The organism is Thiothrix nivea DSM 5205 (assembly GCF_000260135.1).
GTDB lineage: Bacteria > Pseudomonadota > Gammaproteobacteria > Thiotrichales > Thiotrichaceae > Thiothrix > Thiothrix nivea.
Genome location: NZ_JH651384.1, coordinates 1947746 through 1966445, shown reverse-complemented (window position 1 = coordinate 1966445; position 18700 = coordinate 1947746). Strand labels below are relative to the sequence as shown.

The 18700-nt window shown below is 55.4% G+C and carries 16 protein-coding genes; 7 read left to right on the top strand and 9 right to left on the bottom strand.

Features of this window, described 5'->3' with window-relative positions:
* Positions 1 to 14: 14 nt before the first annotated feature.
* Together THINI_RS09785 and THINI_RS09780 are read right to left on the bottom strand one after the other, a co-directional pair.
* Entirely contained in the window at positions 15 to 1253 is a 1239-nt protein-coding gene (locus THINI_RS09785; protein WP_211206970.1) for a type II toxin-antitoxin system HipA family toxin, read from the bottom strand.
* Positions 1240 to 1575 (bottom strand): helix-turn-helix transcriptional regulator, encoded by a 336-nt coding sequence (locus tag THINI_RS09780; RefSeq protein WP_002708431.1) that lies wholly within the window; start codon positions 1573 to 1575, stop codon positions 1240 to 1242. The genes THINI_RS09785 and THINI_RS09780 overlap by 14 nt, the downstream gene beginning before the upstream one ends.
* Positions 1576 to 1728: 153 nt before the next feature.
* Here THINI_RS09780 and THINI_RS09775 point away from each other — a divergent pair, with 153 nt between their 5' ends.
* The 5 genes from THINI_RS09775 (at position 1729) to THINI_RS09755 (ending at position 10052) form a co-directional block, all read left to right on the top strand.
* Positions 1729 to 4542: a tetratricopeptide repeat protein gene (locus THINI_RS09775; protein ID WP_002708430.1), complete on the top strand. Its 2814-nt coding sequence runs from the start codon at positions 1729 to 1731 to the stop codon at positions 4540 to 4542.
* Positions 4543 to 4580: 38 nt separating this feature from the next.
* Positions 4581 to 4820 (top strand): helix-turn-helix transcriptional regulator, encoded by a 240-nt coding sequence (locus THINI_RS09770; RefSeq protein WP_002708429.1) that lies wholly within the window; start codon positions 4581 to 4583, stop codon positions 4818 to 4820.
* 189 nt (positions 4821 to 5009) lie between these two features.
* Positions 5010 to 8465: a PPi-type phosphoenolpyruvate carboxykinase family protein gene (locus THINI_RS09765; protein WP_002708428.1), complete on the top strand. Its 3456-nt coding sequence runs from the start codon at positions 5010 to 5012 to the stop codon at positions 8463 to 8465.
* A 234-nt stretch (positions 8466 to 8699) separates the two neighbouring features.
* Entirely contained in the window at positions 8700 to 9146 is a 447-nt protein-coding gene (locus THINI_RS09760) for a hypothetical protein (protein ID WP_002708427.1), read from the top strand.
* A 102-nt stretch (positions 9147 to 9248) separates the two neighbouring features.
* The gene (locus THINI_RS09755; protein ID WP_040839346.1) at positions 9249 to 10052 is read left to right on the top strand and encodes an SGNH hydrolase domain-containing protein; all 804 of its coding nucleotides are present in this window, start codon (positions 9249 to 9251) and stop codon (positions 10050 to 10052) included.
* Positions 10053 to 10076: 24 nt separating this feature from the next.
* Here the strand turns inward: THINI_RS09755 and THINI_RS09750 are convergent, their stop codons facing one another.
* From THINI_RS09750 to THINI_RS09715, 7 genes are all read right to left on the bottom strand, one after another.
* The gene (locus THINI_RS09750; protein ID WP_002708425.1) at positions 10077 to 10886 is read right to left on the bottom strand and encodes an anti-sigma factor family protein; all 810 of its coding nucleotides are present in this window, start codon (positions 10884 to 10886) and stop codon (positions 10077 to 10079) included.
* On the bottom strand, positions 10883 to 11380 hold the full coding sequence (locus THINI_RS09745) for an RNA polymerase sigma factor (protein ID WP_002708424.1): 498 nt from the start codon (positions 11378 to 11380) through the stop codon (positions 10883 to 10885). The genes THINI_RS09750 and THINI_RS09745 overlap by 4 nt, the downstream gene beginning before the upstream one ends.
* 10 nt (positions 11381 to 11390) lie before the next feature.
* The gene (locus THINI_RS23365; RefSeq protein WP_002708423.1) at positions 11391 to 12344 is read right to left on the bottom strand and encodes a COG4315 family predicted lipoprotein; all 954 of its coding nucleotides are present in this window, start codon (positions 12342 to 12344) and stop codon (positions 11391 to 11393) included.
* Positions 12345 to 12363: 19 nt separating this feature from the next.
* On the bottom strand, positions 12364 to 13164 hold the full coding sequence (locus tag THINI_RS09730; protein ID WP_002708422.1) for a substrate-binding domain-containing protein: 801 nt from the start codon (positions 13162 to 13164) through the stop codon (positions 12364 to 12366).
* 141 nt (positions 13165 to 13305) lie between these two features.
* A complete protein-coding gene (locus THINI_RS09725; RefSeq protein ID WP_002708421.1) occupies positions 13306 to 13998 on the bottom strand; it encodes a helix-turn-helix transcriptional regulator in 693 nt (230 codons plus the stop codon).
* A gap of 14 nt (positions 13999 to 14012) precedes the next feature.
* Positions 14013 to 14411 carry a VOC family protein gene (locus tag THINI_RS09720; protein ID WP_002708420.1) on the bottom strand — a complete coding sequence of 133 codons (399 nt, stop codon included), beginning with the start codon at positions 14409 to 14411 and terminating at the stop codon, positions 14013 to 14015.
* 61 nt (positions 14412 to 14472) lie between these two features.
* A complete protein-coding gene (locus THINI_RS09715) occupies positions 14473 to 14679 on the bottom strand; it encodes an SRPBCC domain-containing protein (protein WP_002708419.1) in 207 nt (68 codons plus the stop codon).
* Between the two features lie 139 nt (positions 14680 to 14818).
* On the opposite strand from THINI_RS09715, the gene THINI_RS26480 reads away from it, so the two are divergent.
* Both THINI_RS26480 and fic read left to right on the top strand, forming a co-directional pair.
* Positions 14819 to 17956, top strand: a complete 3138-nt coding sequence (locus THINI_RS26480; protein WP_002708418.1) for a type I restriction endonuclease subunit R — start codon at positions 14819 to 14821, stop codon at positions 17954 to 17956.
* 138 nt (positions 17957 to 18094) lie between these two features.
* Positions 18095 to 18700, top strand: a complete 606-nt coding sequence (fic, locus tag THINI_RS09705) for a protein adenylyltransferase Fic (RefSeq protein WP_002708417.1) — start codon at positions 18095 to 18097, stop codon at positions 18698 to 18700.

The following is an 18700-nucleotide window of genomic DNA, read 5'->3' as shown; positions in this document are numbered from 1 at the left end:
AGGGGGAATCCCTCTCACCCCCCAAAGCAAAATGGATTAAACACCGCCCGTTGCCACAAGCGTCCACGTTCTGCTGCCGCCAATCCTGCCGCATCGCAGGCGCTATCCCAGTGCTGCCGGATCATGGCGACTTGCTGTTCAATCAATTCACGGGCGCTGGCTGGCGTCAACTGGAAGGCCGTACACACCGACAAAGCATTTTCCAGCGTCGAAAAGTTACCCTGTACCCCACCGATCTGCATCGCCTGAGTCGCCTCGCGCCCCGCCCGCAATTGTGGACACAGGTCATAAGCCGGGGTCAGGCGCAAGTGCTTGCCATCCCAAAACGCCGCGTGGTTACGCGCATGGTCATCCGTGTTGCCGATCAGGATATTGAACACCAGCCGCTGGAACAGCTCGCGCAAGCTGGCCTGCGGGTCAGCAAAATGCTGGCGGATCACATCAGCCAGATCGCGGTAACTGGCATAACGCGCTTCCATTTCATTCAAGCCCAACAGGCTCAAACCACTGAGCAGCAAACGGCGGCTGCTTTGGCCTGCTGGTAATGGCGCACGGTCAAAGCGCCCCACCAGCAGCACATCCTTGCCCAGCACCGAAAGCAGCGAGGTTTCCGCCACCGCCAGCCCCGCCAGTTTTGCCAGTTGCATGGCGACATACTCGGCTTTCACGATGTCGTAATTGTCGGTTGAGGAACTGAATTTGGCGATGTAACTGCGCTGCCCATCCTGAATCAGGGCTTTGGGACGTGCGCCGCCGACACTGGTTCCGTGCAGCAGGGCAAAGTCCAGTTCTGGCGGCAAAGGCTGGCGTTGTTCCACCAACTCAGCAGCGGTGAGCAAGTCCTGCAAACGTGGCGGCTGGCTTTGCCGGGGCTGGTATTCGCTTCCGCTGGCTTGAAAATCCAGCGCCCCGATACGGTCACTGCCGGACAGCAGCAGGTAATCCAGCTCATCCGGGGTGAAATGCGCGTACTGGTAGCTGATGACCCGTCGCCCCCACGCATCCGGCGCGGCATCCCGCAGGCAGGAGTGCAAGGTATTCATGCCTTCCGGGGTGAACGTGCCGCTACGCAACGGCAACTCGAACGGCGATAAGGCAATGGCATCTTCCCGCTCGCGGTAACGGCGGCCATAGGTGAAGCGGTGCAACGCCCCCTGTTTGACCACTTGCCCCGCCACCACCGGCTGGCTTTGCCCCGGTAGCCACACCCAAACATAAGCACTGTTGGCTGGGGTTGGTTTAGAAGTCATCATTCAGTTCCTCTTGTGAATGCCGGGCGCGTTCCGGCAACAGGCTGGCGAACCCCGCCACGGTGGTGGCAAGGCGCTGCAAATCGCGGCTGTTATCCGCCAGCAGCGGAATGCCGACGATGGCAGCGGCTTCAAACACCGTGCCGATGGCGACTTTGGCAGCGCCTTTTTCCAGCGCACTGACGGTTTGGCGGCTGACGCCGAGGCGTTCCGCCAGCTCCTGTTGCGGCATCCCGCGTTCCAGCCGTGCAGCACGGATCATGCCGCCAAAGGTTTGCAAGGTCAGAAGGGTGCGGGTTGACAGAGTGGAGGACGCTTTTGCCATTTAAAATCATCACAAGGTCAGATAATGTTAATTATAGTATAGGTGTTGGCTGTGTTGGTACGCCAATAGCTTGTGATCCAGTTTAGTGCAGAACTTTTTACATGTGGTAGACTCTTAAGCAAATATTCATCTGGGGCTTATTGGGGAACTTGCATGGGAATCCTTGTATCCGGGCAGGCGGATAAAATCGCTAGACAATACCGTTGGTTGAACTTTCACCCCGCAACAGAAACGCAGGCGGTGCAGGACTGGTTTGCCGCCAGCAAAACCAAATTCCGTGAGCACCAGCAGGTCTACCCGTTGGTACTGCAAGGCGATGTTGGTTCAGGCAGGCGTTATCTGCTAGAGGCGGCGCATTTCCGGCAAACCTATGCGGGCTTGCCGGTGGTGGTGTTTCACTGGGATATGGAATTGCGGGACGCGCCCGATCCTGAAGCGCAGTTTGAGCATATGCAGGCAAGGCTGGAGGATTTCGAACAGCAGCTTGAAATGCAAAATCCATCCTTGTGGGGGCGGCTGCAAACATTGGGGGATGCAGTAGATGCAAAACTGTCCACCAAGTTTGGACCGGCTGACATGTCCGTAAACCTGAAAAAGGTCTTTGCAGCACTTTTTTGGCCCACTGCAAAGCCGGATAGTGGTGATGAGAATGCTAATGTTTTTGATCAGGCGGAAGCATTATTTAGGCAGTTGCTGCAAGACAGTAACGTCATCCTGCATGTGCGCAATGCCGAACTGCTGGACATGGGGCTGCTGGAAAAGCTGTGGCATACGGTTCGCTGGCTGAATGATGATGCTGACGCGGGCAGAGGGTTCATGGGCTTGGCTTTTTCCTTTCCGCCTGCGTTTCCTTTGGCTGAATTGCTGGGCGACCGGGCGCGTTATGTACTTGCCTCGGTCATGCCGTTATCACCCCAACGGGCGTTGATCGCGTTGCGTGAAACTTTCGGCAAACGGATTGCTGACGATGAATTCATGCGTTGGTTGTTGACGCATACAGCCCTCCACAGTGGTGTGGTTGACGCCGAGCATCTGGGAGAGTTGCTGGATAAGCTGATGGATGAAGGCTTGCTGACGCAGCAGGAAGGGAGCTGGTTCTTTGCGCCTGCCGATGATCTGGAACGCTGGCGCAAGGTTGTCGGCAGGAATATCGAGGAACTTTGGCAGTCCCGTCGGAAACTCGTGCCCGCCGACCAGCAATCTCTGCTACGGCGACTGTTCGGTTTGGCTGCCTTGGGCGGGGAATGGATTCCTGTCGACGTGCTGCTGGATTATCTGGGCGTCAATGACAGGAATGCCCGCGATGACCTGATTGATGTGCTGGATGATGTTTACGTCAATGCCAGCCCGGCGTTGCTGCATTGCGCGGACTGGCATTTTGCCGGGATGCAGGATCAGGGGCTGGTATACCGTTTCCAAAGTCCGTTATTGACTGCCTTGCTCATTGATCCCGCCACCCGGCAGGAGCAAGCGCACAAGTTGCTGGACTGGCTGCAAAAACGCTGGTCTCCACCCAGCCGCAATCAGGCGGCGTATTTGCTGCGGCTGGCGAACCATGCCGCCCGCGCCGTCGCCCATACCTTGCGGGAACGCCTGGCATGGCAGGTCGAAAGCGAGTTTGCGGCGGAATTGCAGCAGCATGTGCGGGACAAATTGGAAAGTGGCGAGTTGTCGGTCGCAACACTCACGCGCATTATGTCGGAGCATCATCTTGTCTGGCCGATGCCGCGCCGCCGCGCCATTTGCAGGGCATGGTTCAGTTATTACCAACGGGATTTACGGGATGTGACTGCCGACATTGCCTATGCGGGTGAAGAGTGGGGCGCGCTCTGGGAGGCGGTAGATGACTCTCCCATTCCTGCCACTCAAGAGGGAGTCTCGCTTTGCTATTTTTACGGATATATACAGACCGAGGCTGGAGAATATACTAAAGCAGAACAACTGTTTCATGGGGGGGGGGGCTTATGCAAGAAACGACCAAATATGGATATGGAAGCTCGTTTTCATTCAATTTTGGCACACGTAGACTATCTCAAAGGTGAGATGGATTCATCTGAAAAACGTTTGCGAGACTTCGCATTACCCATGTTCCAAAAAGTCGGTAATACAAGGTCAATTGCGGTTGCTTATGGCCGAATTGCCGACATCCTGCAAGCACGCGGGCAACTCGACGAGGCGCTCAACATTCTTGAGAACCATGAGCTACCCGTCTATGAGAAGCTCGGCGATGTCCGATCCAAAGCCGTGACCATGGGTAATATCGCCGACATCCTGCAAGCACGCGGGCAACTCGACGAGGCGCTCAACATTCGCCAGACAGAGCAGCTACCCGTCTATGAGAAGCTCGGCGATGTCCGATCCAAAGCGGTGACTATGGGTAAGATCGCCGACATCCTGCAAGCACGCGGGCAACTCGACGAGGCACTCAACATTCGTGAGAACCATGAGCTACCCGTCTATGAGAAGCTCGGCGATGTCCGAGAAAAAGCCGTGACCATGGGTAAGATCGCCGACATCCTGCAATCCCGGAATAAACTGGATAGCCTATGGCAATTTATCTGGGACAAGAAAACAGTTCCTCCTACTGAGGTGCTGGAAAAATCGTTCCAGACGCTCTCTGAAATTTTCATCATTTTCCAGTCTTTGCAGAATGCCATGCAGATTGGTCGCACCCACAGCCAGATGGCAGACATCTATCAGGTTTCCGGCCAACTCGACAAGGCGCTGGAGCTTCGGGAAAGGGAAATCGCTGTCTTCGAAAAATCAGGCTATACGCATGAGTTACTGGTAAGCCGAGCCAAGCTTGCCATCCTGCTGTGGCAGATGGATGCAGCCCGTAATTCTGAGCGGATAAGTGAGTTGTTCAGCATGTCGCTGGCGGACGCCCGCAGGATGAAAATTCCTGAAGCCGGACAGATTGAAGAAATACTGAAAAAGATCGGTTTGTCATGTGATGTCCATGTGTAGGGTCGCACCTACTACTTGAAATGATGGATATATTCATCATGCTCGAAACCATCGGTGAAACCATTCGCACTGCCCGCAAAGCTCGCGGCTGGAGCCAGCAACAGCTTGCCGACCTGTGCCATCTCGACCGCACCACCATCGGCGCGCTGGAACGCAACGCTTACAACGACATTGGTATCCGCAAGGTTGACCGTGTGCTGATGGTGCTGGGTAAAATCCTCACGACAAAAAATGCTAGCCTGCCCACCCTGGACGACCTGAAAGCGCAACATGGTTGATGTCGACGTTTACACCGGACATGACAGCCCTTCCATCGCCGGACGGTTCCACGAGCTACTGGCAAATCCCCTTCCAAAATAAGCACTTGCTAATATACAAGTTTACATGGGATATGGCTTTCTGCGCCGCTTGTCGGTAACCTTTGCCCCAATCACTACAGTTAGTCCACCACAGAGAGTTAGCCCGGCATGAACATGGAACAATCGCTGGGTCTGGGAAACACGCGCCCTGACCCCGAGGCGGAACGCCGCCGCCTGCAACTTTACATCAACCTCAAGCTTTCCTCCTCCGGCCAACCCGCAGCCCAAGCCGGAGACAACGAATTCCTCACTGTCGCCCACGATCTTCTGGCCAGTTACCGCGAAAAAAACCGTCTGCTGATGAATTACCTGTGCCCGGTTGACCGCCGCATCCAGGATTTCCTCGACAGCTATCTGGAAGAGTGCGGGGAAGACGGCAAGGTACGCCTGCCCTGCAACAGCGTAGTGCTTGACCGCTACGGGGTGGCGCGGGAACTGTCCCTGCCTGCCGATGGCGACGAATTCAAATCCGATATCGTGTCCAGCTACCGGGTGAAGCAGGGCATCCTGCACAATCCGGCCAATGACCGCCGCACCACCAAGGGTTCCTTCCATATTGCCGAAGGTGGCTTGCCGGTTCCCGGTGACAAGAAGGCCGTGCCGAAAATTGCCTATGCGCGGATGCTGGCTCATGCCCTCAATCCGCCGGAGGATTTGCTGGCGCTGCCCTTCACCGCCAACGAGGAGCAGAAAGCGCGCCTGTTCGTCTCGCTGCTGCTGCGCCCGGTGGTATGCCCGGCCATTCCCGGCATGGAAGCGGAAAAGAGCATGGAAATCCGCTTCTTCGCCCCCGGTAACCTGGTTAGCAACCTGGATTTCGTTGAAAGCATTTTCGGCAACGCGGGCAACCCCTACCTGCCGGTCAATGATTCCGCGCTGGATGTGGAGCACTGGACTGGCCATACCGGCTGTGTCATCCTCGCCCCGCACCTGACGCAATTGACCAAGAAAGAATTGGGTCTGCCACACTACGACCATGCCACCGAGCGCCATCGGAAAGACGGCATGTGCTGGCAGGATGAAAACGAGCGTTACAACGATGGCAACGCCTTCAAGATTACTGCCCGCGACAAGCGCGGCGTGATTGTCACCATCCTGGCCGACAACTACTACGGTTATTGCAAGAAGGAAGTCAAAACCCAGATCAGCTATTCCACCAACCTGTTCGGGCTGGCGGAGGAGGAACACGCTGGGGGTGCGCTCGCGTTCCAGCGCCGCAACCACGGCGAGGAATACGGCGCGGACAGCCGCACCCGCAAGCACCCCGACATCTACACCTTCGACAATATGCTGGCACAATTCGGGGACATCATGGATGTGCAGCCGCAAGGCTACGCCATCGACAAGCGTTTCCCCGATTTGGTTTACATCCCGCTGGATGTGCGCATGGATTTGCGTAGCCAGACCATCCGCTGGAAAAACGCTGATGGCGAGCACACCATCAAGTTGCGCCCCGGCAAGATTTACATGCAGCCCAACGGTTACAAGACCGAAATGCAGAAACACCCGTCTGCGCCCAGCTGGCGTATTCTTGGTACCGATGCGGAAGGCACTTTCTGTCACAAGCCGTGTACCGTGTCTGGTGGTGGTAAGTCAGAAATCTCCAAGTCGCTGGATGATGCCGTGATCTACGGGCCGGTATTCGTGCAGGATTTTGAGGAGGATATGGATCAGGTCGCAGCCATTTTCAACCACGATTACAGCAGCCGCCTGAAGCCGGAGTTCGCCGCCGAAGACCGTGACTCCAGCCGCCAGCCGCTCAGTGAGGAGCGCAGCCTGGGTTCCGTGATCAAGCTGCTGACGCCTTCGCCCAGTAATACCGACGCTTACAATGAATGGTTGGCGTGCATTCCGCCACGTATTTTTTCGCAAGCCTTCATCATCAAGCGTATGTACGAGCCGGACTGGGGCAACAACTGGCGCAGCCATTTCTCGGTGGATGTGATCAACGGTATGCCGGGGCACGCGCTGAAATATGAGGGACGCGAACTGGTGGCGTCTTACCTGCGGGTAGGCTTGTGCGAGACCGGTGCGTGGCGCACCTACAAGGTTCGGCAGGATTTCATCGCCACCGAAAAAGTGCAGATGGAAGACGACATCACTGCTTCGGTCGTGGTCAGGGCTGACATGCTGCCCAACCATTCCCCCAAGTGCCCCAACCCCAGCGTCAAGTTGGCCAAGAACTGTGAATACCGTTTGTTCCAGCGCCCGGACGAGGCTATCCATCGTGGTTTCGATAAACAGACCGAGTTTGACATGGCGCAGCCGGGCAACTTCATTGCCAACTTCGAGCCGCTGCATGGTGATAGCCTGAGCGAAATCGTTGACGATGTGGTTGAATTCCAGAAGTACACCAAGCCGATGCGCAAGTTGCTGAAAACGGCCAGCAAGTCAGGCGAATACGCGGTGTCTTCCGCCAACCCGCGTTTGGTCGGTGGCAAACCGAGCAAGAATCCGCGCTATCTGCAAATCCGCCCTGACCTGCAACGCCCGCTGCGTACTTATGCGGCGGAAATGGGCGCACGTTTCCTGCGGCGCGTGCCGCTGGAGCAACCGCTGATGAACCCGGTCAATGCGGTACTGACCGGGCGGCGTAACAATCCGCCGGAGCCAGGCATCCGCCCGCTGGCGGTGTTCAACCCGATCCATTATCAGGAGCTGCCGGAACTGTTCATGGATTTCATTTGCAGCGTTACCGGCAAGTCGCCATCGACCACCGGAGCGGGCAGCGAGGGGGCGCTGACCAAGGGGCCGTTCAACGCCCTGCGCACGACCGCCGACCTGAACAACACGCTGGTGTCGTTCCTGATCAGCGGCTATGCTGGTTTTTCCAGCGCGGCGGGCTACATCGGTTCCCGGCTGCGGGTTGATCACGACATCAGTTTGCTGATCCCGGAAATCTGGTCACGGCTGCGCGTGCATGAACGCGACCCAGGCTACATGATCGAAAATGGCTATCTGGAGAAGCTGAAAGACTTTGAGCACAATGGCAAGCCCGTGTTGGCCAGCCGCCTCGGCTATCGCATTACCGACCGCTTTGTTGCCACTTTTATGGGCAAGATTTTCGACAATCCGGCGGTGGTGTTTGGTGAAGACATCCTCAAGCCGGAAACGCAGGGGCTGGAGGTGTATGTCGATGGCATCAACAATATCGTCGAAGCCCAGCAGAAGGTTGCCCAATGTTACCTTGACGACGGCAGCATTGAAGATGCCTGCCCACCGATTAAGGCATTGCTCCACATCATGGCGACCGGCAGTTACGGGGGCAAGGATGCGCACCACCCTGACATCCGCGCCATGTTCACCCGTGATTACCTGTTGAATTCGCACTGGTATCAGCAACGTCTGGAAGCCAAACAGCAGCGTGACGTGGAGTTATGGGAACGGCATTGCCGCTACCTGCAACATTTCCTGGTAAAAGAAACGCACCACGACGTGGCCGAGCGTATGGATATTGCGGGCAGGTTGCAACAGGCACAGGCCAAACTGGCTGACATCCGCAAGCCGGAATACCTGCATAATCTGCGCGGCACTATCGGGGCGGATTTGCTGGGGGCGTATTAATTCCTCATCCTCATAGCCCATCCCAACCTTCCCCCGCAAGAGGGGAAGGAGTGGGAGGCGCTCCTTTTGGGTGCAAAATAAGCACGCTGGCTGTGCCGAACCCTTTCTCCGCCCTAAACCTAGTGCAGACCCTTGAAAAATATTGGTTTTACCCTTGCTGTTGGGGTAGTATAAAAACCCTTATTATTTGGGAAAATATAACCGCTAGGATGAATGCTCACAGGAGAAGCCGCCATGATTTCCTACATGGAATTGAACGAACAAAACCATAAGATTACCGAACTTTCCAACGTACTGACTTACTTGATCAACGAACGATCCATTTGTGATTCCGAAGTATCCTGTGAGCTGTTTTTCCGTTACATGAACATGGTGCGCGAGCATCTGGAAGTGGAAGAACGCGAGTTGTACCAGGCACTGCTGGTTGATAGCGACAATGACGTGCGCAATATTGGCAGAAAATTCCTCTCCGGTTCCGGCGAGATCAAGCGCATCATCAACCAGTACCAAAAACGCTGGTGCAAGGGCAAAGCGCTGCGTATCCGCGACCATACCGCCTTCGTCGATGACACGCGCGAACTCTTTACCCTGATGATCCGCCGGATTGATGACGAGATTGTCCATCTGTACCCGACCCTGATGGAAACAGGACAGTTGCCGATGCACATTGAGGCGGCATAAGCGCTAACGCCACAGTTGGGGTATAATGGTGTCTTTGCACATAACGGCATCATATTAAACATGCTCATTTCGTTACCCAGGGGCTGGCGCTATCCTCGCGCCATGCTCCCAATCATTTTGTCGGCAGCAGCGTTTGCCAGTAGTAGCCAAAGTCTTGCTGATTCCAGCGTGCGTAACGCCCTGATGCAGGCCGCAGACCGTGAAACCAGCAGCCAGTACGTCCGCAAGCGTTTCCTTGAACTGTTGAAAAAACCGTTCCAGCCCGATGGCGGGAAAAAGGTGCTGATCCTCGGCGATAGTCATGCACAGGATTTCACCAATATGGTATTTGAAGGCGGGCACTGGCAGGATGGCTACCAGATCAGGACGCGCGACATCCCCACCCGCTGCCAGCCAGCGCTGGGCGAAAATGCCACCAAATTCAGCGCAAGGCAGGATCAGGAATTCTGTGAAAAAGCGGATAGCCTGGAAGAGGCCAAGCCGCAGATTGCCGAAGCCGACATCATCGTGCTGGTAGCCAATTGGAAGGAATGGTCTGCCCGTGAACTACCCACCACCATCAGCCATTTGAACCTGACGTCACAACAAAAACTGTTCGTCGTTGGCCGCAAAAGTTTCGGCAAAATATCCGTCAACAACTACCTGCGCATGACGGAGGAAGAACTGCGTGCCTTGCGCAACAAACCCGACAGTGACCAGGAAAAAATCAATGGCATCCTCAAGTCCAGCCTCGACGCAAATGCCTTCGTCGACGTGCAGCCGCTGGTCTGCGAAGCCCCTGCGAGCTGCCTGGTGTTTACCGACGACCTGAAGCTGATTTCCTACGACGGTGGCCACCTGACCCAGGATGGCGCGCGTTATATCGGGGATTTGCTGTTCCAGCGCACCTCTCTTAGCCGGTATTGAGCCTCACACACGCGGCCTGTTTCTTTAATCCTGATGCAGCTGCTTGTAGACTGTCAGGGCAACCTGAGCCAACTCGGCCTTGTCCGTGCCCGCAGAAATGGCGTAGCCCATGTCTTCGTCAACCCAGAAGAACACACTGATGGGGCCTTCCTTGACGAACTGAAAGGCTGTGGTCGAGGGTGTATCCGCTTCATGGGAAACATACAATGTCAGACGTTTGCCCGAAGCATCATGGTACATGAACTGGGCAACCGGCCCTGCTGCACCGGGCAATAGTCGCCCACCAATCAGCTCGTATCCCAAGGCCCCCAGGCTGGGTGGTTTAAGCTTGATTCCCAGACGGTTGGAAAGCCAGGCCACCAGTTGTGACTCCTGATCTGCGCCGATTTCCACCGGGCGACGGATGTCTGGGCTATAGACAGCGTGGGCAATGGCAGCCCTGTGCGCCAACCCTGAATCTGCCACTGCCAGGGCCGTTACGGGTGGGGTACTGTCAGCTACCGTAACCGGTTCCTGTAACAGCAGACCACCCCGCCCGAACCAGCCCAGTATGACCCCCACGCCCAGTGCTGACAGCATGGCTGCCATGCGCATCAAGTTTGGGGCAAGCCTGTTGCGTGGCTTGGGCAATGCCCATTGCGGTGGCAACGGTTCCTCCAGCATAGGGTCAAACAGTTTGCGCAGTGCTTCGTTCTGACGCTGGAAATCCTGTACACGGGCAGCGTCTGTCGGGTGGCGGTGCAGCCATGCATCCACTTCCGCCCTGCGTGCCGGTTCCAGTTGCTCGTCAACGTAAGCCTGCAAGTCAGTTTCGGTTATTGGGGTTTGAGTCATTTCACCACCTTCAGGGATGTTTTGCCGCCAGTACCTTCCAGTAATTCCCGCAGACGATCCCGGCCGCGTGACAGGCGGGACATGACGGTTCCCTGGGGAATGCCGAGGGTCGCGGCGACATCCCGGTATTTCATTTGTTCAACCGCCACCAGTAACAGGACTTCGCGCTGTTCCACCGGTAATAGCTGTAAAGCCTCTTGTAGGTCGCGTGCAGCAATCAGGCTTTCCTGGGGTGCTCTGATTACAGCTTCCGGCAGGCTGTCTTCCAAAGGCAAGGTTTCCATGTAAGGTTTGCGTCGCTGGTCAATGTGCAGATTATGCATGATGCTGAACAGCCAGGGGCAGATGGTTCTGCCCCTGTCCCATTGGTGAGACTTACGCCAGGCACGCTCCAGCGTATCCTGTACCAGATCATCCGCCGCGTCGCCATGCAATGCGCGTGCATAGCGGCGCAGGCGGGGAATGCAAGCCGTCAGAGCCTCACCCAGATTCACCCTGTCCTCCTTAGCGTGTTGCCAGCGACCAGTTGGGAACCAGTGTCCCCAGCGTGTCGCCCGGTTGCAGATCCTGATACCAGAAATACAGTGGCTTGCCACGGTAAGCCCACTGGAGCGTACCATTATCACGGGTGATGATGGTGAAATCCGTACCAGGTGGAATGCTGAACAGGTCTGCATACAACGGTGGCCATTTGCGAGCGCATTCACCGTTGCAGACAGATGTGCCATTACCGGGGTCATTATTGAAGGTGTAAAGCGTCAGGCCATCCACGGAACGGCGGCGGGTGGAGTCCAGCTCTGTCAGCGGATCCTTGATGCTGACATCGGCATCAGCTCCAACATCCAGGATGCTGCCTTTCCCGACCCAAATATCAGTGCCATTCACTGTTGCTGCCGCGAAAGGGTCGGGTCGCACGACAAACCATACGCCCCCGACCAGAAAACCGTTGGTATCGCCCGGTATCAGGTCAGGCAACTGGCTGACGTTGCCGTTGAAAAAGTACAGCGGCAGGCCCCGATACGCCCACTGCCGCGAGCCATCCGCGCGCGAGATAATGGTGTAGTCGCCTTGCGGTTGCGCTGTTTCTGCGGCAAATAACGGCGGCCAGACATTGGCACATTGCGAGCTGTCTGACACCTCGCAAACCGATACGTCGGGGGAATCTTTGGCAAAGACATACAAGGTCAGATCATCTGCTTTGTCGGTCAGGATGTCACCCAACTCATTATCCGTGCGTATATCTGCATCGCTGGGGGCGCTTTCCTGTACAACAACACGGTTGTAAGGCTGGCTGGTTTCAAGGGTTGTACCCGGTGGCACAGCCGCTCCCGTAGTCAGGGTTGGCGTCGGTTCTGGCAGCAATGTTTGATTGTCATCGCCATTACAGGCTGCCAGTGAAACCAGCAGGCTGGTAGCCGCCAACCAGCGGAAATGCCGGGAAAGATTATTCTGAGACATAAGAAAGCTCCTGTAGATTTTAACGTTTCCAGCCATGTTGTTTGAAGACAGCTTCACCTTGGGCTGACTTGACGTAAGCAACAAATTCGCTGGCGGCAGGCAGTTTTTCTCCCCTGTCAGTCAGGGCAACGCCCGTGGCTCGCCAGATGGTGAGTTCCGGCTCTACGGCTACGGCATCCGCAATTTCGGGGTTGTCAATCTGCCAGTGGTTCCAGATCAGCCAGGCATCCAGTTCAGGCTTTTCCAGCCAGGATTTTTTCGCCAGCCCGCTGTTGGCCGCAAACTCGGCAATATTGCCGCGAAAACCTTTCAGCAAGTTGATATCGCCACTACGCCCGGCAGCGTCTTCCCACATGCCAACCTGACCGGCTCCTTCTGTTACCAGAATGTTCATGCCGGGCTTGGCAAGGTCGCGCAGACCCTGAATCTTCTTGGGGTTGCCTTTTCTGACCAGAATGGTGGATGGGCGCAGGTAGATGGGTTCGATGGTATTTTCATCAATCTGCCCGTCCAGAGCCTTGATGAAACCCAGCATCATGTTTTCCGAGCCGGAGTAGATGACGTGGGCATCCTGTTTTGCCTGATCCATCCACTTGCTGGAAGGGCCTGCGACCACTTCCACGTCAATGCCTTTTTCCTTGGAAAAAGCACTGGCCAAGGCTTTCATGGCGGGAGCAGGGCCGCCCGGCCCGTAAACATGCAGGGTTTCTGCCTGCGCCAGACCGGAAGCTGTTAGTGAGGCCATCAGGAACAGGCCGGTAAGGATTCGCTGAAAAAAGGGGGGCGAGGTTGTGCTAGTGAGGGTAGTGTCGATATTCACGGATAGTGCTCCTGTTATTGGATTGGTGTATCTGGCGGCAAAAATGACCGCTACATACCCGTATACGAGAGCACAGCTTTTTTTATTCCCGAGCCAAAGAAAATTTTGTGGTTGGTTTGTTTCTGCAAGCGTGTTGATGCACTAAAACTTCTCACACCGCGATTGCATCAGGTGGATGAAGTCGGCCAGCGTTTGCCCCGGCATTTCCTCGAACGTTTTGTCCAGGGTTTTGAGCTGGCGCACACGGTCGAGCCGGAAGGTGCGGAAGTCGTTACGCAGTACGCACCATGCTGTCAGCGTCCATACGTTCCCCCAGAAAAACAGCCCCAGCGGTTTGACTTCGCGCTGGCTGAATTCGTGGTCGGCTCGTTGGTATTCCATGTGCAGGTAACGGTGTTTGGCAATAGCATGGCGGCAGGTGTCGAGGGTGGTTTCGAGGTCTTCGCGCGCGCCGAAACGCATGGCATAGACACGGCTTTCTTCCAGGTGACGGTGCAGCTCGGCGGGGATGACGGCGTGTACCTTGTCGAGGACGGATTGTGCACTGCTACCGAGTTCGCTGCCACCCCAGGCTTTCAGCATCCGCGTGCCCAACAGCAGCGCTTCGATTTCGGCAGCGGTGAACATCAGTGGTGGAATGTCGAGGGAATAGCGCAGGTGGTAGCCAACCCCGGCTTCGCCTTCCACTGGCACGCCGGATACGCTCAGATCCTGAATGTCACGGTAAATGGTGCGTTCGGAAACTTCCAGCCGTTCGGCCAGTTCACGCGCCGTGACGAAACGCTTGTTGCGCAGGATTTGCACAAGCTGAAACAAACGGTCGGCACGGCGCATGGTAGGACGGTTCCTTACTTCATGGAATGCAGGCCGATCATGTTGCCTTCGGTGTCGAACACCAGTGCAATGAAACCGTGTTCGCCGATGGAGATTTTTTCCTTGAAAATACTGCCGCCATTGGCTGCGGCACGGGCAGCATCCACCGCGCAATCTTCACAACTGAAATACACTAATGTGCCACCAGCAACGGATGGGCAACTGCCCATTTTGACCAGTGCGCCCGCAGCACCATAAGTGGGTTCGGAACAGTCAGACATCGGGAATGTCCACATTTCCAGGTCAGGCCATGTTTCCGGATCAGATGTGGGCAGCTTTTCCAGCTTGGTTGCAAGCATGGCTTCATAGAAAGCAATAGCGCGGGGCATGTCTTGTACGTAAATTTCAAACCAGCCTACTGGATTGGGTTTCATGGTGTTTCTCCTTGGTAGTAATTGATAGTTTTTGTAGTCTAACGGCAGTCTACTGACAGCATCATGTCAGTAGTGTTTCATCCATTCGGAATTTCCGCTTCGACCAGTTGTGCCAGCAACACCCGGCGCAGGCATCCTGATGATGCATGTTGCCAGTGAAACCGTGTGGCGGTATCCATTTGACCATGGCGTCGGGGTCAAGGAAGGCGCGGTAAACCTGCTCTGCTGGTGCGCGTAATACGCGGTGCAGTTTGACAGTGTTGGGCATGATCTTACTCCCTGGTGTCGACGTGGCGTTTGAAATTGTCGAGAATCGCCTGCCAACCGTCACGTTGAACGTTGAAAAGCTGATATGCTTTGGAAGCATTTTCAACAGTATTTTAACGGCGATTAAGCAGGGCAGGTGCATGACAAAAGAGAGCCAGATTGAGCAAGGTCTTATCGCTAAACTTACCGGCCTCAAGTACACCTACCGCCCTGACATACGCGATAAAGCCGCGCTGGAAAACAACTTCCGCCAGAAATTCGAGGCACTGAACTGGGTCAGCCTGACCGATGCCGAATTTGCCCGTTTACGTGATGAAATCATTACCAGTGACGTATTCACTGCCTCCCAATCCCTGCGCGAAAAGGGCAAATTCACCCGCGAAGACGGCACGCCGCTGGAATACATGCTGGTCAATCTGCGCGACTGGTGCAAAAACGATTTTGAAGTCATCAATCAGCTACGCCTCAATACTGATAGCAGTTACCACCGCTATGATGTGATCCTGCTGATTAATGGCCTACCGCTGGTGCAGATTGAGCTGAAAACCCTGCAAATCAGCCCGCGCCGCGCGATGGAGCAGATCGTCGAGTACCGTAACGACCCCGGCAACGGCTATACCCATTCGCTGCTGTGCTTCATGCAGTTGTTCATCGTCAGCAACGAAAGCGACACCCGCTACTTCGCCAATAACCGCGACCAGCATTTCAGCTTCAATGCCGACGAGCGCTTTTTGCCCATCTACCAGCACGCCGATGAGAACAACAACAAAATTGGCCACTTGCACGCCTTTGCCGACGAATTCCTTGAAAAATGCAGCCTCGGCCAGTTGATCAGCCGCTACATGGTGCTGGTGCAGAGCGAACAGAAAATCCTCATCATGCGCCCCTACCAAATCTATGCGGTGCAAGCTATCGTCGACTGTATCCACCAAAACCGGGGCAACGGTTATATCTGGCACACCACCGGCAGCGGCAAGACGCTGACTTCGTTCAAGGCATCCACCTTGCTGAAAGACAATCCCGACATCCAAAAATGCCTGTTCGTGGTTGACCGCAAAGACCTCGACCGCCAGACCCGCGAGGAATTCAACAAGTTTCAGGAAGGCTGCGTTGAGCAGAACACCAACACCGAAGCACTGGTGCGGCGGATGCTGTCAGACGACTACGCCGACAAGGTAATCGTCACTACCATCCAGAAACTGGGGCTGGCGCTGGATGAAAACAGCAAGCGCAACAAGCAAAAACAGCAACAAGGCCAGCAGACCTACAAGCAACGGCTGGAACCGCTGCGCGACAAGCGTGTGGTGTTCATCTTCGACGAATGCCACCGCTCCCAGTTTGGTGAGAACCATAAAGCCATCAAAGAATTCTTCCCCAAGGCGCAACTGTTCGGCTTTACCGGCACGCCGATCTTTGAGGAAAACGCCACCTATCTGCAAATTGACGGCAATGTCGGCTCTTTCAAAACCACGGCGGATATTTTCGAGAAGGAACTGCACGCCTACACCATCACCAACGCCATCGACGACAAGAATGTGCTGAGCTTCCACATCGACTACTTTGGCAAGGATGGCGCAAAACCGAAAAAAGGCCAGACCCCGCCGCCGGAAGCCGTCATTAAAGCCATACTGGACAAGCACGACAGCGCCACCGACCAGCGCCGGTTTAACGCCATCCTCGCTACTGCTTCCATCAATGATGCGATTGAATATTACCGGGCTTTTCAGTGCATTCAGGGGCAAGGGGAAACCACCCCACCCCTTCGGGGCACCCCTCCAAGGGAGGGGAATTGCGGGCTTGATTCCCCTCCGTTGGAGGGGTGGCAGGCGAAGCCTGACGGGGTGGTTACAGGCGTGGGAGAAACCACCCCACCCCTTCGGGGCACCCCTCCACAGGAGGGGAATTGGGCAGATTTCAGGCCGCTGAACATCGCCTGTGTGTTCTCGCCCCCGGCGGAAGGCAACAAGGATGTGATCCAGCTACAGGAAGATTTGGCCACGGAAAAGGAAGACAACCAACACGAACCGGAGCAAAAGAAAGCGGCGCTCAAGGCCATCATTGACGACTATAACCGGCAATACGGCACGAACCACAGCATCAACGAATTCGACCTGTACTATCAGGATGTGCAGCAGCGCATCAAAGACCAGAAGTACAGCAATGCCGACTACCCGCACAAAAACAAGATCGACATCACCATCGTGGTGGATATGCTGCTGACCGGTTTCGACTCCAAATACCTCAATACCCTGTATGTGGATAAAAACCTCAAGCACCACGGCCTGATCCAGGCATTTTCGCGCACCAACCGCGTGCTCAACGACACCAAGCCGTGGGGCAATATCCTCGATTTCCGCTATCAGGAAACCGAAGTCGATGCTGCCATCCGCCTGTTTTCCGGCAAGGATAAGGAGAGGGCGAGGGAAATCTGGCTGGTTGACCCTGCGCCCAAGGTGGTTGAGCAGTACACGCAAGCCGTCACCCAGCTGGAAACTTTCATGGCTGACAACGGGCTGGCGTGTGAGCCTGCGCAAGTGGTCAACCTCAAGGGCGACACCGCCAAGGCCAGTTTCATCACTCATTTCAAGGAAGTGCAAAAGCTCAAGACCCAACTGGAGCAATACACCGACCTTGACGACCAGAGCAGACAGACGATTGAAAGCAAGCTGCCCACCGATACCCTGCGCGGTTTCAAAGCCATGTATCTTGACACCGCGCTGGAATTGCGGCGCAAGCAGGGCAAGACTGAAAACCCCAATCCGGTGGTTGAACAACTGGAATTTGACCTGGTGCTGTTTGCTTCCTCGCTGGTCGACTACGATTACATCATGGGGTTGATTGCGGAATCGACTGTGCAGGCGGGCAAGGCGAAAATGTCACGCGAGCAGTTGATCGACATGATCAGCTCCAACGCCAGCCTGATGGACGAGCGCGACGACATCATCCCCTATATTTACAGCCTGCCGACGGATAGTCCTTTGAAAGAAAACGAAATCCGGGAAGGTTATCAGGGTTACAAGGCGCAGAAAGCGGCTGATGAGTTGGCGGGTATTGCAGGCAAACATGGGCTGCAAACGGTAGCTTTACAGGCTTTTGTTGATACCGTGATGGGGCGCATGATTTTTGATGGGGAACAATTGACCGACCTGCTCGCCCCCCTGGAGCTTGGCTGGAAACAGCGGCGCGTGGCGGAACTGGCGCTGATGGAAGAGCTGGTTCCTTATTTGAACAAGCTCGCGGGCGGGCGTGAAATTTCGGGGTTGAATGTGTATGAGTAAAACCACCCCCCGCCTTCGGCGTACCCCTCCACGGGAGGGGAATTTAGGCCGGTGTCATCCCCCCAATTCCTCTCCGTTGGAGGGGTGGCAGGCGTAGCCTGACGGGGTGGTTATGCGTAATAACAGGAACGGTACAGTATGACGCTAGAAAACAAACTGGGCATCACCGACCAGATTGAACTGAGCAAAACCGAGGAACGCATCAGCAAGCAAAAAGCCAAACAGCTTTTTGATAGCGGCGACATCCACCACATCGAGGTGGGGACGTTTCAAGGGCTTGCCCAGATTCACGCCTATCTGTTTGATGATATTTACGAATTTGCGGGAAAAGTCCGCACGGTGAATATTGCCAAGGGTAATTTTCGCTTTGCACCGCTGATGTATCTGGAGCCTTCGCTGGTGCATATTACGCAAATGCCGCAGGATGATTTTGACGCTATTATCGAGAAGTACGTTGAAATGAATGTGGCGCATCCGTTTCGGGAAGGGAGCGGGCGTGCTACGCGGATTTGGCTGGATTTGATGTTGAAGCACGGTGTCCAGCAGGTGATTGACTGGAATGCAGTGGATAAAGCGGATTATCTCTCGGCGATGGAGCGCAGCGTGGTGAAGGATGTGGAGATCAAGGTGCTGCTGAAAGCTGCCTTGACCGATAAAATCGACGACCGGGAACTGTTTATGAAAGGCATTGATGTCAGCTATTACTATGAAGGGTATAGCGAGTTCAGGACGCGGGATGTGTAG

What these genes read in the sequence shown, in the direction of transcription:
- THINI_RS09785 (WP_211206970.1), bottom strand. Translation starts at nt 1,253, where the DNA reads ATGATGACTTCTAAACCAACCCCAGCCAACAGTGCTTATGTTTGGGTG.
- THINI_RS09780 (WP_002708431.1), bottom strand. Translation starts at nt 1,575, where the DNA reads ATGGCAAAAGCGTCCTCCACTCTGTCAACCCGCACCCTTCTGACCTTG.
- THINI_RS09775 (WP_002708430.1), top strand. Translation starts at nt 1,729, where the DNA reads ATGGGAATCCTTGTATCCGGGCAGGCGGATAAAATCGCTAGACAATAC.
- THINI_RS09770 (WP_002708429.1), top strand. Translation starts at nt 4,581, where the DNA reads ATGCTCGAAACCATCGGTGAAACCATTCGCACTGCCCGCAAAGCTCGC.
- THINI_RS09765 (WP_002708428.1), top strand. Translation starts at nt 5,010, where the DNA reads ATGAACATGGAACAATCGCTGGGTCTGGGAAACACGCGCCCTGACCCC.
- THINI_RS09760 (WP_002708427.1), top strand. Translation starts at nt 8,700, where the DNA reads ATGATTTCCTACATGGAATTGAACGAACAAAACCATAAGATTACCGAA.
- THINI_RS09755 (WP_040839346.1), top strand. Translation starts at nt 9,249, where the DNA reads ATGCTCCCAATCATTTTGTCGGCAGCAGCGTTTGCCAGTAGTAGCCAA.
- THINI_RS09750 (WP_002708425.1), bottom strand. Translation starts at nt 10,886, where the DNA reads ATGACTCAAACCCCAATAACCGAAACTGACTTGCAGGCTTACGTTGAC.
- THINI_RS23365 (WP_002708423.1), bottom strand. Translation starts at nt 12,344, where the DNA reads ATGTCTCAGAATAATCTTTCCCGGCATTTCCGCTGGTTGGCGGCTACC.
- THINI_RS09725 (WP_002708421.1), bottom strand. Translation starts at nt 13,998, where the DNA reads ATGCGCCGTGCCGACCGTTTGTTTCAGCTTGTGCAAATCCTGCGCAAC.
- THINI_RS09720 (WP_002708420.1), bottom strand. Translation starts at nt 14,411, where the DNA reads ATGAAACCCAATCCAGTAGGCTGGTTTGAAATTTACGTACAAGACATG.
- THINI_RS09715 (WP_002708419.1), bottom strand. Translation starts at nt 14,679, where the DNA reads ATGCCCAACACTGTCAAACTGCACCGCGTATTACGCGCACCAGCAGAG.
- THINI_RS26480 (WP_002708418.1), top strand. Translation starts at nt 14,819, where the DNA reads ATGACAAAAGAGAGCCAGATTGAGCAAGGTCTTATCGCTAAACTTACC.
- fic (WP_002708417.1), top strand. Translation starts at nt 18,095, where the DNA reads ATGACGCTAGAAAACAAACTGGGCATCACCGACCAGATTGAACTGAGC.